The sequence below is a fragment of the Pseudomonas sp. GM41(2012) genome (genome assembly GCF_000282315.2).
GTDB lineage: Bacteria > Pseudomonadota > Gammaproteobacteria > Pseudomonadales > Pseudomonadaceae > Aquipseudomonas.
In genome coordinates, this window is record NZ_AKJN02000011.1 from 272,675 (window position 1) to 295,700 (window position 23,026).

At 58.5% G+C, this 23,026-nt stretch carries 15 protein-coding genes; 10 read left to right on the forward strand and 5 right to left on the reverse strand.

Going from position 1 to position 23,026, the window contains the following annotated elements:
• Positions 1–165: 165 nt before the first annotated feature.
• Positions 166–522: a hypothetical protein gene (locus PMI27_RS01630; RefSeq protein ID WP_008147767.1), complete on the forward strand. Its 357-nt coding sequence runs from the start codon at positions 166–168 to the stop codon at positions 520–522.
• A 137-nt stretch (positions 523–659) separates the two neighbouring features.
• Here PMI27_RS01630 and PMI27_RS01625 read toward each other — a convergent pair whose 3' ends face one another.
• Both PMI27_RS01625 and xseA read right to left on the reverse strand, forming a co-directional pair.
• Entirely contained in the window at positions 660–1,481 is an 822-nt protein-coding gene (locus PMI27_RS01625) for a peptidoglycan DD-metalloendopeptidase family protein (protein ID WP_008147772.1), read from the reverse strand.
• Between the two features lie 3 nt (positions 1,482–1,484).
• Positions 1,485–2,864: an exodeoxyribonuclease VII large subunit gene (gene xseA, locus PMI27_RS01620; protein ID WP_033053669.1), complete on the reverse strand. Its 1,380-nt coding sequence runs from the start codon at positions 2,862–2,864 to the stop codon at positions 1,485–1,487.
• Between the two features lie 187 nt (positions 2,865–3,051).
• Here xseA and PMI27_RS01615 point away from each other — a divergent pair, with 187 nt between their 5' ends.
• The 4 genes from PMI27_RS01615 to guaA all read left to right on the forward strand — a co-directional run bounded on the left by PMI27_RS01615 (position 3,052) and on the right by guaA (position 7,898).
• Positions 3,052–3,819 carry a sulfite exporter TauE/SafE family protein gene (locus tag PMI27_RS01615; RefSeq protein ID WP_008147781.1) on the forward strand — a complete coding sequence of 256 codons (768 nt, stop codon included), beginning with the start codon at positions 3,052–3,054 and terminating at the stop codon, positions 3,817–3,819.
• Positions 3,820–3,997: 178 nt separating this feature from the next.
• A complete protein-coding gene (locus PMI27_RS01610; protein WP_008147784.1) occupies positions 3,998–4,546 on the forward strand; it encodes a hypothetical protein in 549 nt (182 codons plus the stop codon).
• A gap of 207 nt (positions 4,547–4,753) precedes the next feature.
• Positions 4,754–6,223 carry an IMP dehydrogenase gene (guaB, locus tag PMI27_RS01605; protein ID WP_008147785.1) on the forward strand — a complete coding sequence of 490 codons (1,470 nt, stop codon included), beginning with the start codon at positions 4,754–4,756 and terminating at the stop codon, positions 6,221–6,223.
• A gap of 97 nt (positions 6,224–6,320) precedes the next feature.
• Entirely contained in the window at positions 6,321–7,898 is a 1,578-nt protein-coding gene (gene guaA, locus PMI27_RS01600) for a glutamine-hydrolyzing GMP synthase (protein ID WP_008147787.1), read from the forward strand.
• A gap of 79 nt (positions 7,899–7,977) precedes the next feature.
• Here the strand turns inward: guaA and PMI27_RS01595 are convergent, their stop codons facing one another.
• The 3 genes from PMI27_RS01595 to treR all read right to left on the reverse strand — a co-directional run bounded on the left by PMI27_RS01595 (position 7,978) and on the right by treR (position 15,051).
• Positions 7,978–11,031: a membrane-targeted effector domain-containing toxin gene (locus PMI27_RS01595; protein WP_024164600.1), complete on the reverse strand. Its 3,054-nt coding sequence runs from the start codon at positions 11,029–11,031 to the stop codon at positions 7,978–7,980.
• 58 nt (positions 11,032–11,089) lie between these two features.
• The gene (locus tag PMI27_RS01590) at positions 11,090–14,212 is read right to left on the reverse strand and encodes a membrane-targeted effector domain-containing toxin (RefSeq protein ID WP_024164601.1); all 3,123 of its coding nucleotides are present in this window, start codon (positions 14,210–14,212) and stop codon (positions 11,090–11,092) included.
• A gap of 134 nt (positions 14,213–14,346) precedes the next feature.
• On the reverse strand, positions 14,347–15,051 hold the full coding sequence (gene treR / locus PMI27_RS01585) for a trehalose operon repressor (RefSeq protein ID WP_008147791.1): 705 nt from the start codon (positions 15,049–15,051) through the stop codon (positions 14,347–14,349).
• Between the two features lie 237 nt (positions 15,052–15,288).
• On the opposite strand from treR, the gene treP reads away from it, so the two are divergent.
• The 5 genes from treP to PMI27_RS01560 all read left to right on the forward strand — a co-directional run bounded on the left by treP (position 15,289) and on the right by PMI27_RS01560 (position 22,903).
• The gene (treP, locus tag PMI27_RS01580; protein ID WP_008147793.1) at positions 15,289–16,731 is read left to right on the forward strand and encodes a PTS system trehalose-specific EIIBC component; all 1,443 of its coding nucleotides are present in this window, start codon (positions 15,289–15,291) and stop codon (positions 16,729–16,731) included.
• A 196-nt stretch (positions 16,732–16,927) separates the two neighbouring features.
• Positions 16,928–18,574: an alpha,alpha-phosphotrehalase gene (treC, locus tag PMI27_RS01575; RefSeq protein ID WP_008147795.1), complete on the forward strand. Its 1,647-nt coding sequence runs from the start codon at positions 16,928–16,930 to the stop codon at positions 18,572–18,574.
• Positions 18,575–18,680: 106 nt separating this feature from the next.
• Positions 18,681–19,904: a maltoporin gene (locus tag PMI27_RS01570; protein WP_033053671.1), complete on the forward strand. Its 1,224-nt coding sequence runs from the start codon at positions 18,681–18,683 to the stop codon at positions 19,902–19,904.
• Positions 19,905–20,066: 162 nt separating this feature from the next.
• Positions 20,067–22,601, forward strand: coding sequence for a phosphoenolpyruvate--protein phosphotransferase (gene ptsP / locus PMI27_RS01565; protein ID WP_008147798.1), 2,535 nt, complete (start codon positions 20,067–20,069; stop codon positions 22,599–22,601).
• A gap of 2 nt (positions 22,602–22,603) precedes the next feature.
• Positions 22,604–22,903: a PTS transporter subunit EIIB gene (locus tag PMI27_RS01560; RefSeq protein ID WP_008147800.1), complete on the forward strand. Its 300-nt coding sequence runs from the start codon at positions 22,604–22,606 to the stop codon at positions 22,901–22,903.
• Positions 22,904–23,026 lie beyond the last annotated feature (123 nt).

Genomic DNA, 23,026 nt, shown 5'->3' on the forward strand with positions numbered 1-23,026 from the left:
CGAAAAGTCGTGGTTATCGAGATTTTATTGCGGTGAACGGCGGTGATTGTTTTTATGTTTGCGCGAGGTTTGAGCGATGCGCAATTGAAGGCTTTCGGTGATGGGGCGTGTCAGCGGGGCTATTCTTAAAGCCTCACAAGGACTACTGGCAGGCAGGAGTCGGCAATGAACGAGTCGGATTGGAAGTTTTATAGTGCGCTGCGTCCGTTGGCCCATGAGCGGCTGTGCATCCGGATCATGGAAGAGGTCGAGCGCATCGTGCTGGATAAAAGCACTGCGCCTTACGAGCGTATTGAAGCCAGTGAGGAAAGGCTGAAGGCGGGTCAACAGGAGCTATATTGGGCGTTTGGCGTGTTCAGCCATTCACGCAATGAGGCGCCTGCTCATTTGCTGGGGCTGTGTACTCATGAGTTGATCAGCGCTGAAGAGTTGGCGGGCTTCTCGGAGGAAACTCAGGCGTGGATCAAAGAGTGCCTGGCGCACAGGGAAATCCATGGGATTGAGGACCTTGAGGCTGAGTAAGCGGCGCCTGTGATATCGCCATCGCGGGCAAGCCTTGCTCCTACAGGGTTTGGTGTCGTTCGCAAAACTCGTGATCGACACCAACCCCTGTAGGAGCATGGCTTGCCCGCGATGAGGCCATCAACCTCAACAACTATCTATGGTTGAAACGCCCCAATGAAAATCGCCGGATCAACCCGCGCATCATTCAGGCTGACGTTCCAGTGCATATGCGGCCCGGTCGCCCGCCCGGTGGCCCCCACTTTCCCGACCACCCCACCACGGGCCAATTGCTGGCCAACCTTCACGTCGATTTTCGACATGTGGCAAAACATGCTGATAAACCCCAGCCCATGGTCGACGAACACCGTGTTGCCGTTGAAAAAGTAGTTGCCGATCAGGATCACCTTGCCGGCAGCCGGGGTCTTGATCGGCGTACCGGCAGGCACGGCGAAGTCCAGGCCGGCGTGAGGATTACGCTCTTCACCATTGAAGAAGCGGCGCACGCCGAACTTGCTCGACAGCGGGCCGTTGACCGGTTTGTCCAGTAACAGGTTGCTCGGGGTGTTTGGGCTGAAGCTGCGGTAAGCCTGGATTTGTTCGGCCAACTCACCTTCGATGCGCTTGAGATTCTCCGGGTTCGGATTGACCTGCTGCGTGTTCTTCAACGTGATGTGCTGTTCCGGGTATTTCTTGTTGCCGACCGTGAAACTCAGATTCCGCCCGTCACTGCTGACCTGCTGCGTGCCCGGTTTAACCGTCAGCGGCACACCGACAATCGCCAGCCAGTTGTTCTGTTCCTTGACCACCAGCACAGGCTTGCCTTGATAACTGGCCTTCGGCGCCTGCGCAGAGGCGCCCAGATCCACCACGGCCACGCCGCCCGGCACCGGTTTGTTCAACAGGCGGGTGATGTAACTGTCGGCGTGGGCATTGAAGGTCAGGCACAGCAACAGCAGCGGAGCTAAAAAACGCGGCATGGATCAATCCAGTAAAGAAAGGGTGACAGGCGTCAGGTGATTGTCTTCGACCCGCACTTGCAGTTCGCCTTCGCCAAGTCTGGCTTTCAGGCGCTGACCGTTGTGGGTTTGCGCGGCATTGCGGATCGCGTTGCCGCGTTCGTCCAGCAAAATGCTGTAGCCACGGCCAAGGGTCGCCAAAGGGCTGACCACATGCAGCGTCTGCATCTGGCTTTGCAGTTGCAGACGACGGGATTTGAGCCCTTCGCGCATGGCACGGGGCAGGCGTTCGGCAAGGCTGTCGAGGCGCTGACGGAGCATCGCCAGTTGCCGTCCCGGATGTTGCCCGGCGAGGCGGGTTTCCAGGCGGATCAACCGTTCGCGACGGGTATTGAGGCTGCGTTCGAAGGCGCGGCGCATGCGCATGTCCAGATCGTCCAGGCGCTGCGCTTGCTGGCGCAGACGTTCACCGGGATGACGCAAGCGGCGAGACATGCCTTCCAGGCGCAGCCGATCACGGATCAAGCGGTCGCGGATACGCATCACCAGCCGTCGATGCAGGCTTTCGAGCCGACGGACCAGGTCACTGGAATCCGGCGCGAGCAGTTCGGCGGCGGCGGAAGGCGTCGGGGCGCGGACGTCGGCCACGAAGTCGCTGATCGACACGTCGGTTTCATGGCCGACGGCGCTGACAATCGGTGTCACGCAGGCATCCACGGCGCGGGCTACGGCTTCTTCGTTGAAGCACCAAAGGTCTTCCAGCGAACCGCCGCCACGGGCCAGGATCAACGCATCGAAGCCGCGAGCGTCCGCCAGTTTCAATGCGCGGACAATCTGTGCAGTGGCTTCGCGGCCCTGCACGGCAGTGGGGATCAACGTCAGTTGGATCTGCGGCGCACGACGGCGGAATACGCTGATGATGTCGCGAATCACCGCGCCGGTCGGCGAGCTGATGATGCCGATGCGTTGCGGATGCGCGGGCAGCGGCACTTTGCGCTCGGCGCTGAACAGGCCTTCGGCACTGAGTTTTTCCTTCAACGCATCGAAGGCCAGACGCAGGGCGCCATCACCGGCCGGTTCCACGGTATCGAGAATCAACTGATAGTCGCCACGGCCCTCGAACAGCGAAACCTTGCCGCGGACCTTCACTGCCAGGCCATCCTTCAATGCCTGACGCACCCGCGCGGCGTTCTGCCGGAACAGTGCGCAACGTACCTGGGCGCCGCTGTCCTTGAGCGTGAAATACACGTGGCCGGACGCCGGACGGGCGAGGTTGGAGATTTCGCCTTCGACCCAGATGTTGCTGAACACGTCTTCGAGCAACACCCGCGCGCGGCCGTTGAGCTGGCTGACAGTCAGGACTTCACGGTCCAGGCCGAGTCTTGCAAAGGGATCTTTAATCATGGGGCGCAGTTTAAAGGCATTCGACAAACAATCTCCATGACCCAACGAAAATCCCCCCTGTGGGAGTGAGCCTGCTCGCGATAGCGGTATATCAGTCGACAACAGTATTGAATGTTAAACCGCTATCGCGAGCAGGCTCACTCCCACAGGGGTAAAGTCAGCTCCGGGATTCAGGGATGACGGGGGAATGAACGTGCTCGAGTTGTTGAACCAATGGCCATTCGGGGCTACGGATTGGCTGGTAATCGGGTTGGGCATTGCCCTAGCCTACATCGTGTTCGGCATAGCCGGCTTTGGCACTGCGTTGGTGGCGGGGCCGATTCTTATCCTGTTCATGCCGCTGTCGAAGATCGTGCCGCTGTTGGTGCTGCTGGATTTCGTCGCGGCGTTCGGCAATCTGCTGCCTTCGCGACGGGATGTGGCGAAGCCCGAGTTGTTGCGGCTGCTGCCGTGCATGGCGGTGGGCTGCACGCTGGGGGTGATTTTTCTACTGAATCTGAAATCCGATGTGTTGTTGCTGTTGATGGGGCTGTTTATCAGCACCTACGCGATTTACAGCCTGTGGGTCAAAACCCGCCCGACCCAATTGTCCGCCGCTTGGGCCGTGCCAATGGGCACGGTGGGCGGGATGTTCGGGGCCTTGTTTGGCAGTGGCGGCTTTTTATATGCGATCTATTTGAACAGCCGCCTGCCCAAAGAGGCAGCCCGGGCGACCCAGAGTGCGCTGATCAGTTGCAGCACGGTGGTGCGCTTGAGCCTGTTTGTCGTCGCAGGTGTGTACGCCGAGCTACCCTTATTGGTATTGGCGCTGTGTTTGTTGCCGGCCATGGCAGTGGGGCTGTGGATCGGCCGGCGGTTGACCATGAAATTGTCCCGCGAGGCGTTTGTGCGGCTGGTGACCTGGTTGGTGTTGGCCAGCGGAATCGCCTTGATCGGGCGGTACTTGAGCACTTGACCTGAGAGTGTCAGGGATTAAGCTGCCGCCCGAAAATCCTGTAGGAGTGAGCCTGCTCGCGATAGCGGTTTACCAGTCGACAACATTATTGAATGTTAAACCGCTATCGTCGGAACGCCGCCCGGAGCCGGCTCGCTCCCACAAGGGTGAATGTTCAGTATTTGCAGAGTCTGCACCCATGAATTCGCAAAGCATCATCGTCCCGAAAATCTCCACACTGCCGGTGCACGAACCCCGGGCCCGGGCGGTCGTGCGTTGGCTGGTGCGCAAGAACATTATTAAAGAAGAACTCACCACCTGTGGTCGCACTGGCAACCGCATGGCTCATGCCATCGGCGACGGTGCCCGCGCTGTCGTGCTGCATCCTGAAGCGCTGCCGTTCGGCGAACCGATCAATGGCCTGGAAATCATCACCAAGCGCTGCATCTACACGCCAGCCAAGGGTTTCCTTGAAGAGGCGGGCTGCGCCGAGTGCCGCAAGGAAGTCGGCGAAGCGCTGTTTGAAAGCCTGGAAGACTGGATGCCGGGGCGCACCGATAACTTCACGTGTCCGGAATGCGGGCATGAAGACGACATCAACGGCTTTCTTTTCCTGCAGGAATGCGGCTTTTCCAACCTGGGCTTTATCTTCAACAACTGGGCCGAGGCCGGATTCAAACAGAGCTTTATCGACGAATTTGCCGATTGGCTTGATCAACCCGTGAGCTGGGTGAAAGTCGAACTGTGAACACCTGTAGGAGCTGCCGAAGGCTGCGATCTTTTGACTTTGATTTTCAAAAACAAGATCAAAAGATCGCAGCCTTCGGCAGCTCCTACAAGAGTGAAAATTCCCGTATATCAGTAATGCTAATAATAGACAGAGTTTTACATTGAACCCGAGGGGGTGTCTGACTATAATGGCGCGCTTCCATTTTCCCGCTCGGGAGCCCCCGCGATGCTGCGTATCAGCCAAGAAGCTCTGACATTCGACGACATTCTCCTAGTGCCTGGTTATTCCGAGGTGCTTCCTAACGAAGTCAGTCTCAAGACCCGCCTAACCCGTGGCATCGAGCTGAATATTCCTCTCGTTTCTGCCGCCATGGACACCGTTACTGAAGCCCGTCTGGCAATTGCCATGGCTCAGGAAGGTGGCATCGGCATTATCCACAAGAACATGACCATCGAGCAGCAAGCTGCCGAAGTGCGCAAGGTCAAGCGTTATGAGGCCGGCGTGGTCAAGGACCCGATCACCATCGAGGCTGACGCCACGGTTCGTGAACTGTTCGAACTGACCCGCATGCACAACATCTCCGGCGTTCCGGTACTGCACGATGGCGACCTGGTCGGCATCGTCACTTCCCGTGACGTACGTTTCGAAAACCGTCTGGACGCCAGTGTCCGTGAAGTGATGACGCCGAAAGAGCGTCTGGTCACGGTCAAGGAAGGCGCCGACAAGAATGACGTCCGCGAGTTGTTGCACAAACACCGCATCGAACGCGTGCTGATCGTCGACGACAAATTTGCCCTCAAAGGCATGATGACCGTCAACGACATCGAAAAAGCCAAGGCATACCCGCTGGCCAGCAAGGACGACCAAGGTCGTCTGCGTGTTGGCGCTGCAGTCGGTACCGGTAAAGACACCGGTGATCGCGTAGCGGCCCTGGTCAATGCCGGCGTTGACGTGGTGGTGGTCGACACCGCTCACGGTCACTCCAAAGGTGTGATCGACCGCGTTCGCTGGGTCAAACAGAATTTCCCTGAAGTGCAGGTCATCGGCGGCAACATCGCCACCGGCGCTGCCGCCAAGGCTCTGGCCGAAGCAGGCGCCGATGCAGTCAAGGTCGGTATCGGCCCAGGCTCGATCTGCACCACCCGTATCGTCGCCGGTGTCGGCGTCCCGCAAATCAGTGCCATTGCCAACGTCGCCGCTGCCCTCGAAGGCACTGGCGTTCCGTTGATTGCCGACGGCGGCATCCGTTTCTCCGGTGACCTGTCCAAGGCCATCGTTGCCGGTGCTTCCTGCGTGATGATGGGCTCGATGTTCGCCGGTACTGAAGAAGCGCCGGGTGAGATCGAACTGTTCCAGGGTCGTTCGTACAAGGCTTACCGCGGCATGGGTTCGCTGGGCGCCATGTCCCAGGCTCAAGGCTCCTCCGACCGTTACTTCCAGGACTCCTCGGCAGGCGCCGAGAAACTGGTTCCGGAAGGTATCGAAGGGCGTGTTCCTTACAAGGGCACCCTGAGCGCCATCATCCATCAACTGATGGGCGGCCTGCGTTCCTCGATGGGTTACACCGGCAGTGCCGACATCGAAGAAATGCGCACCAAGCCTGAGTTCGTGCGGATCACCGGCGCTGGCATGGCCGAATCCCACGTTCACGACGTGCAAATCACCAAAGAAGCGCCAAACTACCGCGTAGGTTGAGGCTTCAAGCAAAACGTTAAGTAACCGGGGCTGTTTTATTCAGCCCCGAGTTGTTTCTGATTCTCTTCACCCGAATTGCATAGACGAGACTGACCCCATGGCCCTCGACATTCACGCCCACCGCATCCTGATCCTCGACTTCGGTTCCCAGTACACCCAGCTGATCGCCCGCCGCGTGCGTGAAATCGGCGTGTACTGCGAGCTGCATCCGTTCGACATGGACGACGAAGCGATTCGCGAATTCGCTCCAAAAGGCGTCATTCTCGCCGGTGGTCCCGAGTCCGTGCACGTCGCCGACAGCCCGCGCTGCCCGCAAGCGGTGTTTGACCTGGGCGTACCGGTCTTCGGCATCTGCTACGGCATGCAGACCATGGCTGAACAGCTGGGTGGCAAGGTTGAAGGCTCCGAGCTGCGTGAGTTCGGTTATGCCCGCGTTGACGTGGTCGGCAAGAGCCGCCTGCTCGACGGCATCGAAGACCACATCGACGCCGACGGCCTGTTCGGCCTCGACGTGTGGATGAGTCACGGTGACAAGGTCACCAGGATGCCTCAGGAATTCCACATCCTGGCCAGCACCCCAAGCTGCCCGATCGCCGGCATGTTCGACGACGCGCGTGGCTACTACGGCGTACAGTTCCACCCGGAAGTGACCCACACCAAGCAGGGCGGTCGCATCCTCTCGCGCTTTATCCTCGACATCTGCGGCTGCGAAGCCCTGTGGACGCCTTCGAAGATTGCTGAAGACGCCATCGCCAACATTCGTGCCCAGGTCGGCACTGACAACGTACTGCTCGGCCTGTCCGGCGGTGTGGACTCTTCGGTGGTTGCCGCGCTGCTGCACAAAGCCATTGGCGACCAACTGACCTGCGTCTTCGTCGACAACGGCCTGCTGCGTCTGCACGAAGGTGAGCAAGTGATGGCCATGTTCGCCGAGAACATGGGCGTCAAGGTGATCCGCGCCAATGCCGAAGATCAGTTCCTCGACAACCTGGCCGGCGAGTCCGACCCGGAGAAGAAGCGCAAGATCATCGGCCGTACCTTCATCGACGTCTTCGATGCCCAGTCCAACAAACTGGACAACATCAAGTACCTCGCCCAAGGCACCATCTACCCGGACGTGATCGAGTCGGCTGGCGCGAAAAGCGGCAAGGCCCATGTGATCAAGTCGCACCACAACGTGGGTGGCTTGCCGGAAGAAATGAACCTCAAGCTGGTTGAACCCCTGCGCGAACTGTTCAAGGACGAAGTCCGTCGTCTGGGCCTGGAACTCGGCCTGCCGTACGACATGGTCTACCGTCACCCGTTCCCGGGCCCGGGCCTGGGCGTTCGCATTCTGGGTGAAGTGAAGAAGGAATACGCCGACCTGCTGCGTCGCGCCGACCACATCTTCATCGAAGAACTGCGCAAAGCCGACTGGTACCACAAGGTCAGCCAGGCCTTCGTGGTGTTCCAGCCAGTGAAATCGGTTGGCGTGGTCGGCGATGGCCGTCGTTACGCCTGGGTTGTTGCCCTGCGTGCCGTGGAAACCATCGACTTCATGACCGCTCGTTGGGCACACCTGCCTTACGAACTGCTGGAAACCGTCAGCGGCCGGATCATCAACGAAATCGAAGGCATCTCCCGCGTCACTTACGACGTGTCGAGCAAGCCGCCAGCGACGATTGAGTGGGAGTGATCCCGCGCAGGCCTTGATGGCTTGATTGCAGGTAACAAAAAAGGCCGTGTGAACACTGTTCACACGGCCTTTTTGTGTTTTACACGCCTGGTAGTGAGACGGGGGTCATCCTCATTATTTGTAGCGCCGAACTCAAACCCTCGATAGTTGGAAAACGTTGTCCGTTGATCTGCCAGGAATCCCGTTCGACGTAGTAGCCGCCTGCATCTTGTTTTATGGGCGTACGAACGAGTTTCCCCCAGGTCACGATGCCGTTACGGGTGACGGTTCTGCTGCGATGAACCAGCAATAGTTCACCGGTACTGGTGCTGAGGGTGTACATGCCAGGCTTGGGCAGGCCATCTTCCAGTCTTTGCGCAAGGACCACGCTTTTCGGCGTCGGGATCTGCAGCAACAAGTCATTTTTGGCAAAACCGGCCGCTTGCCCCGGGCGCGTCACATCGGAAACCCCGGGGTCGACCTTGATACCGCCGAGCTCATCCGGCCCCACACTCTCGATACGCAGGCCGATGCTGCCTTCAAACTCACTGATACCCGTCACGCCAGCATAGGTATTGGCGTGGCTGTTCCCGACCAACGCCACCCAGCGATGGGCGCCTCTGGCTGTCTGGTCGGCGCCGATGACTTGTCGGGCGAAGAAATTCATCATTTTTTGCCGAAAATTGATATTTGCTCCCTGAATACCGGCGCTGCGGTAACTGGCCATGCAGTCGATGGCCTGCACGCGGATATTGTTTTTTTGCGCCGTCCTGACCACCTGTTCAAACGTGAATTGTTTGCTGGGGTCGGTCGAAAAATCTGCATCAAGATCCTTGAGGTAGCTTTCCAGATCCTCGGACATCACCCCGGTGCGATTGAACACATCCAGGTCCGCTTGATGGAAATCGGTCAGCAGATGCTCCATGTACAGGGTCTTGACCTTTTGTTTGCGCAGCACGCTCATGTTCTCGATCAAAAACTGTTTGCTGCCCACGCTGGAGTGACTTTCACCGACGACCAGGCTTTGTGAGCGCTTGAACAGGGTCTTGATGATGTCCTTGAACTTCGCATTCGCGATGAACGATGGAATGGCAGGCCTGGGTGGCAACTGTGGTTGCGGCTGCGAATAAAACGACACGGCGTCGTCGTATAGTCTTCGGCGTAGTCTTTTGAAGGCTTCCCGCTCATTGTCCGGATTGGTGAGACTGATAAAGCCGTCCTTCAAATCTCCCTTCATGGCCATACCCCTGGCTGCCTGTTTAAGGGCTGGCTTGAGGTCCTGCGGAACATCATATGCAGTCGCCGGGGCATCGAAGTCCGGGAGTGGCGGCTCGGCCCTGGCGAACAGATCGGAAAACCTGCCGCCTCCCGCCAGACCGGGACGCGTGAGGGGCACCCACTCACCCAGTTCATCCAGGCGCACCGGTATGTTGCGGTAAAAGGAGTGGGGATTGACCGGATCAATGATTGTCCAGGTCTTCAGTTCGTTGCTGTAGCTCACCTGGTAGAAACTGTCCCCCATGGCGATGTAATTACCGCCTGTTTCGGGCTGATAGATACCTTGAAACTTGCCTTCGGCGTTGATGGGGGAATAGCCATCGAGAATTTCATTGGTTTCAAAAGGAGCCAATATGACGGAATCGCTTGGGTGGGGTGCAATGGCTTCGACGGGGGGATGCACAGTTGTGCCGGACTCTTCTGGATTTCCCTCTGTCGTGAGTACCTCCTCGGCTTCTGTTTCTGCTTGCGCTGCTTCTGCGAATTCAGCCGCCCCTCGTAAAAATGGCAAGTTGAACAGCACATCCACGCTACCGAGAATGGCGCCTGTGATTGCGGCCTTGCGTTCAGTCGGGGTAGTGGCGTTGATGGCTTGATCGATGTGCAGGCCGACATTGGCAATGCCCGCGCCTATGACGACCAGCGCTGCTGGCCATGCCGCGGCGGCCATTGGGCCAAAGATGCGGTTGAAGGCATTGAGGTAGCCGATCCACAGTTTTTTGCGTAGCTCGCCATTGGAGTGCAGCAGGAAGTTGGCGTCGCTCAACATGCGCTCATGGGTGGACTGGCTTAAATGAGTGAACGCGTCGCCGCTGATTATCTCGCCACGGTAATGCAGCAAGTGACGGTCGGCGGCAGGGTTTTCGTCAGTTAATGCGTCGTACGCATGGGTGAGGCCGACGTTTTCATGTTCCGTGTTTTCCAGGAAATGAACGATCAGGCCAATGCCGGTGTAGTTGGCCAGTTTGTGCCCTAGCGAAGTGGGCTTCTCCTGAACGATGTCGCGCTCTTCCTGCTTGAAGTGCATGAGCATGCGTTCGCGGCCTTCAGCATCCTTGACCTCATTGACCAGCCATTCGTGCAGCTCTTCGACCTTGTTGAAACAGTGAAAACCCCTGGGTTCGCCCGGAATGTAGAGAATGTTCAGGTCACTGTCGTCAGTGATGCTGAAAATGTCCGTCGACACGAACTCATCAATACAAAACTTGCGAATCGATAAACCGCTGCCTGTGGCCGCCTCGTCCAGCAGCATTTGCCGGGTGAGCGGCCTGCTGACATTACCGGCGCAGGCGCTGAGCACCGTGCTGAAGTGTTCTTGGGTCAAGTGACCCTTCTCGTAGTCTTCAATGGCTTTGGCAATGAACGTGCACTTGGCCAGCGCACGGAAGTTGTCGCTGTGCTTTTCCCAGAATGTCGCGATGGCCGTTTTGTAGCGGTCAGCGAAATTGATATCCCAGAAGGCTTTCAGCACGTCGTTGCCGTGCAGGCGCACTTCATTGGTTTCATCGTAGGATTCGGCGTCCGCCCCCACACGGTAAAAGCCGCCGTAGAGGTCCAGCAGGTCGGCATTGTCCTGGTCGTGGACGCTGAAACGTTGCATGACCAGTTGCGGGAAGGTCATGGATTCCTTGGGCTTTTCAAGGATGTGCTGCCAACCGGTAAAGGCCGTGGAACTGCTTTGGGCGCCATGGAACCGGTGCCAGTAGACCTTGTCCGGTGTGATGTCGGTGATGTGATGTCGGGTGAGGATGTCCTGGGCGATCTCGTACGCCATGGCGTACAGGTCGGGGCAGTCGTCGACCAGGTCAGGGATCAGGGCCTGAAGCGCCTGGGTATCGGCGGCGTTGGCCAGGGTTGTGTCTTGGGTATCGTCCATGATGCTTTCCTTGGAATGCAGTAAATTCGCGAGCAAAACTGCTGTTACATACGACTGATCAAGTGGGAATGCGCGTCTGCAGCCTCAAGCCTGAGTTGTTCAGCGAGCGCGACAGCGCTTCGATGCTGGGGAAAGGACGCCTGTTTTGCGGCCAGGAGGGTCGGTCGATAACAAAACTGCCATTGGCGAGTCGCTCGACCGGCGTGCGATTGATCAGTTCGTTGCTGCCGCGGTGAATCAGGGTGTAGCTGTCACCGGTTTTCTCGAACAGGTATTTGCCGGGTACATCGAGTAGCTTCTCCGTTTGCTGCTCGGTTCGGATCGCCGGTGTCGCTTCCATTTGTATGCGAAGGTCTGCATAGAATGGGTCGAAAGTTCCGCGCATGGTCTCGTTCTGCATGATCGGTCCGCGATCGATTTCGATACCGGGATCCAAGGTGATGCCCAGGCTTTCACCTGGATTTACCTCTTCGATCCGCAGGCCGATACCACCCTGCAGTTCACTGATGCCGGCCATCCCGCGGAAGGTATTGATATTTTCCTGTCCGGTTAACACCACCCATTTGGTCGGCTGATTCAAGGCCTTATCGGCAAGCATGATTTCGTTCGTCAGGCTGTTAGTCATCATTTGCTCTTCAACCGGCCTGAAAAAACGCGGTTTTTTAAAGCTTGCTGCGCAGTCGGTGGCCTGGATCCGGATGTTGTTTTGTCTTGCGCTCTTGACCAGTTCCAGTTCGTTGAAACGCCCGGCGGGATCCTGGCCGAGCTCGGTCAGGTATTCGCGCAGATCCTCGGGCATGCGTCCCGAGTTGAAAAAGGCATTCAGATCTTGCTGGGCAAAATCACTGAGCAAGCCGCGCATGTAAATCGTGTTGACACCCCGCAGAGCGAATTCAGGCATGTTTTTAATCATGAAGCGCATGCTGGTGATGCGATCCAGGGTTTCACCCACGACCAGCCCCGGTGCTACTTCGAGCACTCTCTCAATCAATTCGGCACTGGTCATGGACTCACTGACGGCAGGAATCATCGGTCGAGGCGGCAGGTTGCGCCACTGCAACTCGTTGAAGAAGCGTCCGGCCGTGGATTTCAGCAGGTCTAGCTTGTCGGCGAAGTGACTTGCATAGCGGTCTTCCACCTTGAGCGCGGGCAAGTGACGCATTGGAAGGCGGACATGGGTTTCGAATAGTTTCAATGCCCATTTTTTTAGTGATGCCTGGAGTTGTGGATGAACATCGTATGGCGTTCTCAGAGTACGAAGGAGCTGCATTGTGGGGTGAGAAGCTACTGGTAGAGGTTCAAGGGGGGCTGGTGGCGCGGAGTTGCTGATGCTCTGGCCGGGCTTCGGTTTCGCCGGTTTAGAGAGGTTTTTGCCACCGCCCTTCAAACCGTGTCGCGAGAACATTTCCCACTCCTCTGCTTCATTCAGACGTACCGGAATGTTGCGGAAAAATGAGTAAGGATTGGTAGGGTCGACGATCGCCCAGGACTGCAGTTCATTGCTGTAACGCACCTGATAAAAACGGTCGTCGATAGCAATGTAGTGACCCCCGGTTGCGGGTTGATAGATGCCTTGAAATTTACCTTCAACACTCACCGGGAAGTCGCCGTCGAGAACCTCATTGGTTTCAAAGGGCGCCAGTATGTCCATGTCTGAGGGGCCAACAGCCTCGGCGCCGACGGAAAGGGAGGGTATCGCAGGCGATTCTATGTCTGTCTTCGGCGCTTCCCCGGAGGCAAGCGCCTCTTCTGTCTCGGCGGCCTCTGCGATCTCGGCGGCATCTGCCAGTTCAGCTGCGCCGCGCAGAAATGGCAAATTAAACAGTACATCCACACTGCCAAAAATCGCAGCATTGACCGCGGCCTTGCGTTCCATCGCCGTGGTGCCGTTGATGGCCTGATCGATGTGCAGGCCGACATTGGCGATGCCAGCACCGATGACGACCAGCGCTGCCGGCCATGCAAGGGCGGCCATCGGTCCGAACGTGTGGTTGAAGGCATTGAGATAGCCGATCCACAGTTTTTTGCGTAGCTCGCCATTGGAGTGCAGCAGGAAATTGGCGTCGCTGAGCATGCGCTCATGGGTGGACTGATTCAGATAGGTGAACGCATCACCGGCAATTTTCTCACCACGATAGTGGAGCAAATGAACGTTCCCGGCTTCATTGTCACTGGGTAGAACGTCATAGGCGTGGGTGAGGCCGACATTTTCATGTTCCGTGTTTTCCAGGAAATGAACGATCAGGCCAATGCCGGTGAGGTTGGCCAGTTTGTGCCCTAGCGAAGTGGGCTTCTCCTGAACGATGTCGCGCTCTTCCTGCTTGAAGTGCATGAGCATGCGTTCGCGGCCTTCAGCATCCTTGACCTCATTGATCAGCCATTCGTGCAGCTCTTCGACCTTGTTGAAACAGTGAAATCCTCTGAGCTCGCCCGGAATGTAGAGAATGTTCAGGTCACTGTCGTCAGTGATGCTGAGGATGTCCGTCGACACGAAGTGGTCAATGCAAAACTTGCGAATCGATAAACCGCTGCCCGCTGAGGCCTCGTCCAGCAGCATTTGCCGGGTGAGCGGTCTGCTGACATTACCGGCGCAGGCGCTGAGCACCGTGCTGAAGTGTTCTTGGGTCAAGTGACCCTTCTCGTAGTCTTCAATGGCTTTGGCAATGAACGTGCACTTGGCCAGCGCACGGAAGTTGTCGCTGTGCTTTTCCCAGAACGTCGCGATGGCCGTTTTGTAGCGGTCAGCGAAATTGATGTCCCAGAAGGCTTTCAGCACGTCGTTGCCGTGCAGGCGCACTTCATTGGTTTCATCGTAGGATTCGGCGTCCGCCCCCACACGATAAAAGCCGCCGTAGAGGTCCAGCAGGTCGGCATTGTCCTGGTCGTGGACGCTGAAACGTTGCATGACCAGTTGCGGGAAGGTCATGGATTCCTTGGGCTTTTCAAGGATGTGCTGCCAGCCGGTAAAGGCCGTGGAACTGCTTTGGGCGCCATGGAACCGGTGCCAATAGACTTTGTCGGGTTCGATATCCGTGATGTCGTGCTGGACGAGAATGTCCTTGGCGACCTGATATGCCAAGGCGTGCAGGTCGGGGCAATCGGCAACGAGATCAGTGATCAGGGGCTGGAGGGCCAACACATCGGCAGCGTCGGGCAGGGTAATTTCTTGAGTATCGTCCATGATGTCTTCCTTGAGAGGTGGTTGGGGCGCTCACTATCTCAAGGGGTATCGGTTCCAGCTGTAAGGCACTGGGTCGCTGGCGGTGGTCAGTTGCTGACGCAAGACGTAGGAAACGGCGAGTACCAGAGTCAGGCTCAGCGCCGTGCAATATCAGAAAAGTAAAACTTGTCCAGCGTATGCCGCGACTCGGTGTACTCGAACTGCCGACCATCCTGCAAAAACGTCTGGTTACTCACCACGATCACATGGCTCTGACCGTCGAGGTCCAGGTGTTGCTGGTCGTCCTTGCTGCGGGGCACCGCTTCAATGGTGCGCTGGGCATAGGCGATTTGCAGTTGCAGGGTCTGCTCGATGAAGGCGTAGATTGAGTGCTCGGCAATGTCCCGGGACAGGCCGGGGATCACGTCGCTGACGAAATGGTTGATGTCCAGGATCACGCGTTTGCCGTCGATCCGCCGCACCCGTTTGATTCGCGTGATCAGGCTGCCCGCTTCGGCCTGGATGTGTTCCAGCAGCGCACCTTCGAGGGGGATTTGATCGAACTCGACCACCTCGGTGCTGACGTCATTACCCAGGCGCGGATACGTTTCCTGAAAGCTGACGATGCCGCCGAGCTGGAATTCGATCGGGTTGGTCGACAGCACGAACGTGCCTTTGCCGTGGACCTTCTGAGCGAAACCGCGCTCCTGCAATTGCTCGATCGCCTTGCGCACGGTGCCGCGACTGGCCTGGTAGCTGTCCATCAGTTCGGTTTCGGAAGGCAACCGGGCGCCGCGTTCCAAACGTTCGGTCGTGATACTGGAAAGCAGATCGCTGTAGATCTGGTTGTATTTACTCATGGGGATGGCTCTATGCCGCGCTGTACTCAAGGTTTCGAACCTTAAGGGCAGGGTAGGGGTTTGTCCATGCGGCGTTAGATTTCTTTGACTTTGGAGGTAGGAAAGATCGCCGCCTGTCGGGTTCAGGATAAACAAAATCAAACTCGTCTGTACGAGTTGTTGCTTTAACTCGTACAGACGAGTACTTTTCGTTTCGGCGTGCTGCCAATAACAAAAAACTACAGCGGAAGATCAAGCATGAGCCACGACTATCCGAATATCGCCAGCGAGCTGCTGCAAAGCCTCGGTGGCAGCGACAACCTCGAGCAGGCCGCGCACTGTGTCACACGGCTGCGCCTGGCCCTCAAAGACCCGAGCCTGGTCAACAGCGCCACGCTGAACCAGATCGATCTGGTCAAAGGCTCGTTCTTCACTGGCGGCCTGTTCCAAGTGGTTATCGGCCCCGGTGAAGTGGAGAAGGTTTACGCAGAACTGCGTCGTCAAACCGGTCTCGCGGCTTCAACTATCGCCGACGTCAAACAGAAAAGCGCCGAGAAGATCAATCCCATGCAGCGTCTGGTGCGGGTGTTTTCCGACGTCTTCATGCCCATCCTCCCGGCGCTGATCATTGCCGGCCTGCTGATGGGCATCAACAACCTGATCGGCGCCAAGGGCATGTTCATCGAGGGCAAGACCCTGCTGGATGCCTATCCGAAGCTTGACGGGCTCTGGAGCCTGATCAACCTGATGGCCAATACCTCGTTTGTGTTCCTGCCGGCGCTGGTGGGCTGGTCGGCGGCCAAGCGTTTTGGTGGTAGCGAAATCCTCGGCATCGTGCTCGGTTTGATGCTCGTTCACCCCGATCTGCTCAATGCCTGGAACTACGGTAAAGCGGTGGCCGGGCTGGAGGGGCAGAGCCTGCCGTACTTCGACATCCTCGGTTTGTTCCAGATTGAGAAGGTCGGTTATCAAGGGCAGATCCTGCCGATCCTGATGGCGGCCTACGTGATGAGCGTCATCGAAAAATGGCTGCGGGCGCGGGTGCCAAACGCGATTCAATTGCTGGTGGTGCCGATCACTACCATCGTTGTGACCGGCGTGCTGGCGCTGGCAGTGATCGGCCCGGTGACCCGGCATCTGGGGATTCTCATCACCGAAGGCGTGGTCATGCTGTTTGACCTGGCGCCAATGGTTGGCGGGGCGATTTTCGGTTTGCTCTACGCGCCGCTGGTGATCACCGGCATGCACCACATGTTCCTCGCGGTCGACTTGCAGTTGATCTCCACCCAGGGCGGCACCTTCATCTGGCCGATGATCGTCATGTCCAACCTGGCCCAGGGCAGTGCGGCATTGGCGGTGTTCTACATGACCCGCAACGTGCGGGATAAAAGCATGGCCTCGACCTCGGCGATTTCCGCTTACTTCGGCATCACCGAACCGGCCATGTTCGGGGTCAACCTGCGCTACAAATTTCCGTTTTATGCGGCCCTGATCGGTTCGGCCATGGGCTGCATTTTCCTGTCGCTGAACAAGGTCCAGGCCTCGGCAATCGGCGTCGGTGGCTTGCCCGGTTTTATCTCGATCATTCCGCAGTTCATTCCGATGTTTGTGATCGGAATGGTGATTGCCATGGTCGTGCCGTTTGTTCTGACCTGCGGGTTGAGCATGAAGATTGTTCGGCCTGGGTATCGGGTTGCCTGACAGATCGCTGTGGCGAGGGGGCTTGTCGGAACGCCGCATCGCCCCGTTCGGTCGCGCAGCGGCCCTGAAATCTGCTACGTCATTGCTTCAGGCACACCGCATTTGCAGGTTCTACGACTGCTGCGCAGCCGAACGGGGGCAAGCCCCCTCGCCACAAAAGAAATAGCCAGTACGAAACTTACTGAAGGAATCCGCCATGCAAGACTGGCAACGTTCGGTGATCTACCAGATCTACCCGAAGAGTTTTCACAGCCACGCCGGCAACCCCACGGGTGATTTGCTTGGCGTTGTGGCCAAGCTCGATTACCTGCACTGGCTGGGTGTCGACTGCCTGTGGATCACGCCGTTCCTGCGCTCGCCCCAACGCGACAACGGCTACGACATCAGTGACTACTACGCCATCGACCCGAGTTACGGGACCATGGCCGATTGCGAATTACTGATCGCCGAGGCCGGCAAACGCGGGATCAAGCTGATGCTCGATATCGTGGTCAACCACACCTCCATCGAGCACACCTGGTTTCAGCAGGCCCGCAGCAGCCTCGACAACCCGTACCGGGATTTCTACATCTGGCGCGACCAGCCAAACAACTGGGAATCCAAGTTCGGCGGTTCGGCCTGGGAGTATGAAGCCCAGACCGGTCAGTATTTCCTGCACCTGTTCGACCACACTCAGGCCGACCTGAACTGGGACAACCCAAAGGTGCGCGCCGAAGTCTTCAAGATGATGCGTTTCTGGCGCGACAAGGGCGTAGGCGGGTTCCGTCTGGACGTGATCAACCTGATCTCCAAACCGGCGGACTTCCCCGAGGACAACACCGACGGTCGACGTTTCTACACCGATGGGCCGAACGTCCACGAGTACTTGCAGCAAATGCACCGCGAAGTCTTCGAAGGTCATGACCTGATCAACGTCGGCGAGATGTCTTCCACCAGCCTGGAGCACTGCATCCGCTACTCGCGACCAGAGTCGAAAGAACTGTCGATGACCTTCAACTTCCATCACCTGAAGGTCGATTACCCGAACCTGCAGAAGTGGATTCGTGCCGATTTCGACTTCCTCGAACTCAAGCGCATTCTCTCCGATTGGCAAACCGGCATGCAGGCCGGCGGTGGCTGGAATGCACTGTTCTGGTGTAACCACGACCAGCCACGGGTGGTCTCGCGATTTGGTCATGACGGCGAATATCGGGTGCTCTCGGCGAAGATGCTCGGCACGGCGCTGCATTTCCTCCAGGGCACGCCGTTCGTGTACCAGGGCGAGGAACTGGGCATGACCAATCCGGGCTTCGATCACATCGATCAGTACCGTGATGTCGAGACGCTGAACATCTTCCGGCTCAAGCGCGAGGCGGGTGCGAGCGATGCCGACAACATGGCGGCGATCATGCAGAAGTCCCGGGATAACGGCCGTACGCCGATGCACTGGAATGCCGAACCCAACGCGGGTTTCAGCGCTGTCGAGCCGTGGATCGGGGTGCCGGCGAACGCCGGGCAGATCAACGTTGCCGCTCAGCTCGATGACCCGGATTCGGTGCTGCATCACTACCGTCAGTTGATCGCCTTGCGTCGCACTGAGGCGCTGATGTCCGACGGCGTTTACCGGCAATTGTTGCCCGAACACACGCAAATCTGGGCGTACGTGCGTGAAGGCAATGGCGAACGGTTGCTGGTGCTGAACAACTTCTACGGCACGCCATGCGAAGTCGAACTGCCGGATGAAGTGATCAGCGAAACCATGGCCAAGCGTCTGGTTATCAGCAACTACCCGGACTGTCCGACGCGAAATCGGCAGCTCCTCTTACGGCCTTATGAGTCGTTCGTGCTGCATATGACCGACTGACCGACCGCAAAAAAACACCGACTCAGAAAAACACGCAGAACGCTGCGCGGGGGAGTTTTGCGCGCCGATTTTGCCGCTGCACACAATAAAAATATTGGGGTAACTCTTGAAAACAACAATAAATCGCAGCCTTGTAGTGGCGGGCATGTGCCTGGCTTTGCCTCTTTCGGCCCAGGCGCTGGAGTTCGCCGGTTACTTGCGTAGCGGCGTCGGCACCTCGGTCAACAGCGATAAACAGCAGTGCTTCCAGCTGCCGGGTGCGCAGACCAAATACCGCTTGGGCAACGAATGTGAGCAGTACGCCGAACTGGAGTTACGCCAGGATCTTTACACCCTGGACGACGGTTCGGTGCTGAGCGTCGACGGTATGGCTTCGTTGTACAACCAGTACGACAAGGACCTGACCTTCAACGGTGACAACGGCTCGGTGCGCCTGCCGCAGGCGTACGCGCAGTGGTCGAATATGCCAAGCCTCAACGGCGGTTCGCTGTGGGCCGGCCGGCGTTACTACAAACGGAACGATATTCACATTTCCGACTTCTACTATTGGAACCAGAGCGCCACCGGCGGCGGTATCGAGGACGTGCTGATCGGCGATCTGAAATACAGCTACGCCTTCTCGCGCAAGGACAACCTGTACCAGAAGGACTACATCAACCGTCATGACTTCAACGTTGCCGGCTTCAACACCAACCCCGGCGGTGCGTTGGAGTTTGGGCTGAGCTACATCGACAAACCCGACAGCCGCGACGCTCACCGTGGCTGGGCGATCACCACCCAGCATGTGCAGAAAGGCTTTCTGGGCGGCAAGAATAAACTGGCCTTCCAGTACGGCGAAGGGCCCGGCACCGGGTTGGGTTATACCGGTAACGTGAAGCTGGACGACAGCAACAAAAGTTACCGGGTGGTGGAGTTCTTCGACTGGCAAGTGACGCCGCGATTTGGCGGGCAGATCGAGGCGGTTTATCAGAAAGACATTCGCTCCGACGGCAGTGGTCAGAACTGGATTTCCCTGGGTGTTCGCCCGACCTATGCGCTCACCGAGCAGTTCAAACTGGTGACCGAACTGGGTCACGATCAGGTCGACGCCACGGGCGGCACGCGCAAGCTGAGCAAGTTCACCTTCGCCCCGACCTGGTCGCCCAAGGGGCCGGAGTTCTGGGCTCGCCCTGAGGTGCGTTTGTATTACACCTATGCGAGCTGGAACGAGGCGGCCAAACGGGCGGCCAATGAACAGGCGCAGGGGTCGGCGTTGTCCGACACCGGGGCGTTCGGCACCGCGCGGCACGGTTCGAACGTCGGATTGCAGGTCGAGTACTGGTGGAAATAGCGCCACACACTGTAGGAGCTGCCGCAGGCTGCGATCTTTTGATCGTCGACAGTCTTGAGGACGCCAAAAGATCGTCCGAACGCGGCCCGAGCCTGCGGCAGCTCCTACGGGTATCGCAACATCCCAGCGTCTTTTATAAAGAACAAAACAGCAGGTGACGTCATGGCCACACCCCAACAATTGCAACTGCACGCGCCCCTGTCCGGCGTATTGATGCCACTGGACCTCGTGCCCGATCCGGTGTTTTCCAGCCGCGTGATCGGCGATGGCCTGTGCATCGATCCGACTTCAACGACGTTGTGCGCGCCGCTGGCAGGGGTTGTCAGCAATGTGCAGGCCAGCGGGCATGCGGTCAGCATCACCGACGAAAATGGCGTGCAGGTGTTGATGCACATTGGCCTCGACACGGTGAACCTGGCGGGAAAGGGGTTCACGCGGTTGGTGGAGGAGGGCCAGCAGGTTGACGTTGGGCAGTCGCTGATCGAGTTCGATGCCGATTTTGTCGCATTGAATGCCCGCAGCCTGTTGACGTTGATGCTGGTGGTCAGCGGTGAGCCGTTCACTTGGCTGACGCCGGAAACGGGTGTGGTAGACAGTGGCCAGCCGTTACTGAGCTTGAAGCCCATCGAGCAGACAACGGATGAGCCAGTGCCGGAAGCGGGCGAAGCCGTGTTTTCCAAACCGGTGACACTCGCCAATCCGAACGGTTTGCACGCCCGTCCGGCCGCGGTGTTCGCTCAGGCGGCGAAAGGTTTTTCGGCGAGCATTTACCTGCATAAACAGCAGGCGAGTGCGAACGCGAAATCCCTGGTGGCGATCATGGCGTTGCAGACGGGGCACGGTGACGTTGTGCAAGTCAGCGCGGCCGGCCCGGATGCTGAAGCCGCGATCAAGGCACTGGCCGAATTGCTGGTGACTGGATGCGGTGAAGCGGTGGCGGCCTCGGCGCAGGTTGAGGCGAAGGCGACTGAGGCTTCATCGCTGACGGTGTTGCGTGGGGTGTGCGCATCGGCCGGGTCGGCGTTTGGCCAAGTGGTGCAGATAGCCGAACAACACCTGGAAGTGAATGAACTCGGTGCCACACCGCAGGTTGAACGCGATTATCTGTCCCGCGGCTTGGCCGAGGCGCTGCTGGCCCTGCAACAATTGCGTGACACCGCCGTGGGCAGCGCGCAGGCAGACATCTTCAAGGCTCACCAGGAACTGCTCGAAGACCCGGGTTTGCTGGAGGCGGCTGACGTGTTGATCAACGAAGGCAAAAGTGCCGGGTTCGCCTGGCGCGCGGCCACCGAGTCGGCGGCAACCTTGTTCAAAAGCCTGGGCAATGCCTTGCTGGCGGAGCGGGCGGCGGACCTGGCCGATGTCGGCCAGCGAGTGCTCAAGCTGATCCTCGGCGTACAGGATCAGGCGATGGAGCTGCCTGAAGGGGCGATCCTGATCGCCGAACAACTGACGCCGTCACAGACCGCCGGGCTCGATGCCCGCAAGGTACTGGGTTTCGCCACGGTCGGTGGCGGCGCTACCAGCCACGTCGCGATCCTCGCTCGGGCGTCCGGTTTGCCGGCGATCTGCGGGTTGCCCGTTCAGGTGCTGGGGCTGGCCAACGGCACTCAAGTGTTGCTCGACGCCGACAAGGGCGAGCTGCACCTGGACCCGGATCTGGCGGCCATCGAGCAGCTGCAAGCCAATCGTCAGCGCCAGCAGAAGCGCCATCAACATGAGTTGGCGCACGCTGCGCTGGCGGCTTGTACCCGCGATGGACACCACTTTGAAGTGACGGCCAACATCGCCTCACTGGCTGAAGCGGAGCAGGCCATGACGCTGGGCGGAGAAGGCGTCGGTTTGCTGCGTTCGGAGTTTCTTTATCTGGATCGCAATCATGCGCCGAGCCATGACGAACAGGCATCCACCTACAGCGCCATCGCCCGCGCCCTGGGGCCGGCGCGCAATCTGGTGGTGCGGACTCTGGATGTCGGCGGCGACAAACCGTTGGCCTACGTGCCGATGGACAGCGAAACCAACCCGTTCCTCGGCATGCGCGGAATTCGATTGTGTCTGGAGCGCCCGCAACTGCTGCGCGATCAGTTCAAGGCGATCCTGAGCAGCGCCGGACTGGCCCGTCTGCACATCATGTTGCCCATGGTCACGCAGCTGTCGGAGTTGCGCCTGGCCCGGCAGCTGCTTGAGGAAGAGGCGCTGACATTGGGCCTCACTGAACGGCCGAAACTGGGGATCATGATCGAAGTGCCGGCAGCGGCGCTGATGGCCGATCTGTTTGCGCCTGAAGTGGATTTCTTCTCGATCGGCACTAACGACCTGACCCAATACACCCTGGCCATGGACCGCGATCATCCGCGCCTGGCCAGTCAGGCCGACAGTTTTCATCCGTCGGTGCTGCGTTTGATTGCCAGCACCGTGAAGGCCGCCCATGCCCACGGCAAATGGGTCGGTGTGTGTGGCGCCATGGCGTCGGAAACGCTGGCGGTGCCGTTGTTGCTGGGACTTGGGGTGGATGAACTGTCGGTGAGCGTGCCGTTGATTCCGGCGATCAAAGCAGCGGTTCGCGAAGTGGATCTGCTGGACTGCCAGGCCATCGCCCAGCAAGTGCTGGGTCTGGAAAGCGCCGAGCAAGTGCGCGAGGCGTTGCGGCTGTATCACGAGGCGCCGGTCGATACTTCACTGGTACTGGAGAACTGAGCATGTTCGAGAAAATGCAGCAGGCGTTCTGGAAAGCGTTGACGCCGGATCTGGTGGTGGATGAGCCGAAAGTGGTGGCTCAGCCTGTTTCTGGACTGGCTCCGGAAATCGTCGCCGCTCTGGGCGGTGTGGATAACCTCAAGTCGCAGCAGCCGGTGGCGCTGACTCGGGTTCGGGTGGAATTGCGGGATGTGGGGCGGATGGATCGGCAGGCATTGAATGTGGCAGGTGTGCCGGGGGTGATGATGCTGGGCGAAGGTGTTGTGCATTTGTTGATGGGGTTGGCGTTACCCGGACGCTGATTGATCAGCTTCAAGAGCCACCCCTCACCCCAGCCCTCTCCCCACGGGGGAGAGGGGGAAAGGGAGCCGATCGGGGGATTTTCAGAACCTGAGTTCGACTCGGAATTTTCAGGTCGCAGTATT

Coding starts and splice junctions, on each gene's coding strand:
- PMI27_RS01630 (WP_008147767.1), top strand. CDS start 166: ATGAACGAGTCGGATTGGAAGTTTTATAGTGCGCTGCGTCCGTTGGCC.
- PMI27_RS01625 (WP_008147772.1), bottom strand. CDS start 1,481: ATGCCGCGTTTTTTAGCTCCGCTGCTGTTGCTGTGCCTGACCTTCAAT.
- xseA (WP_033053669.1), bottom strand. CDS start 2,864: ATGATTAAAGATCCCTTTGCAAGACTCGGCCTGGACCGTGAAGTCCTG.
- PMI27_RS01615 (WP_008147781.1), top strand. CDS start 3,052: ATGAACGTGCTCGAGTTGTTGAACCAATGGCCATTCGGGGCTACGGAT.
- PMI27_RS01610 (WP_008147784.1), top strand. CDS start 3,998: ATGAATTCGCAAAGCATCATCGTCCCGAAAATCTCCACACTGCCGGTG.
- guaB (WP_008147785.1), top strand. CDS start 4,754: ATGCTGCGTATCAGCCAAGAAGCTCTGACATTCGACGACATTCTCCTA.
- guaA (WP_008147787.1), top strand. CDS start 6,321: ATGGCCCTCGACATTCACGCCCACCGCATCCTGATCCTCGACTTCGGT.
- PMI27_RS01595 (WP_024164600.1), bottom strand. CDS start 11,031: ATGGACGATACCCAAGACACAACCCTGGCCAACGCCGCCGATACCCAG.
- PMI27_RS01590 (WP_024164601.1), bottom strand. CDS start 14,212: ATGGACGATACTCAAGAAATTACCCTGCCCGACGCTGCCGATGTGTTG.
- treR (WP_008147791.1), bottom strand. CDS start 15,051: ATGAGTAAATACAACCAGATCTACAGCGATCTGCTTTCCAGTATCACG.
- treP (WP_008147793.1), top strand. CDS start 15,289: ATGAGCCACGACTATCCGAATATCGCCAGCGAGCTGCTGCAAAGCCTC.
- treC (WP_008147795.1), top strand. CDS start 16,928: ATGCAAGACTGGCAACGTTCGGTGATCTACCAGATCTACCCGAAGAGT.
- ptsP (WP_008147798.1), top strand. CDS start 20,067: ATGGCCACACCCCAACAATTGCAACTGCACGCGCCCCTGTCCGGCGTA.
- PMI27_RS01560 (WP_008147800.1), top strand. CDS start 22,604: ATGTTCGAGAAAATGCAGCAGGCGTTCTGGAAAGCGTTGACGCCGGAT.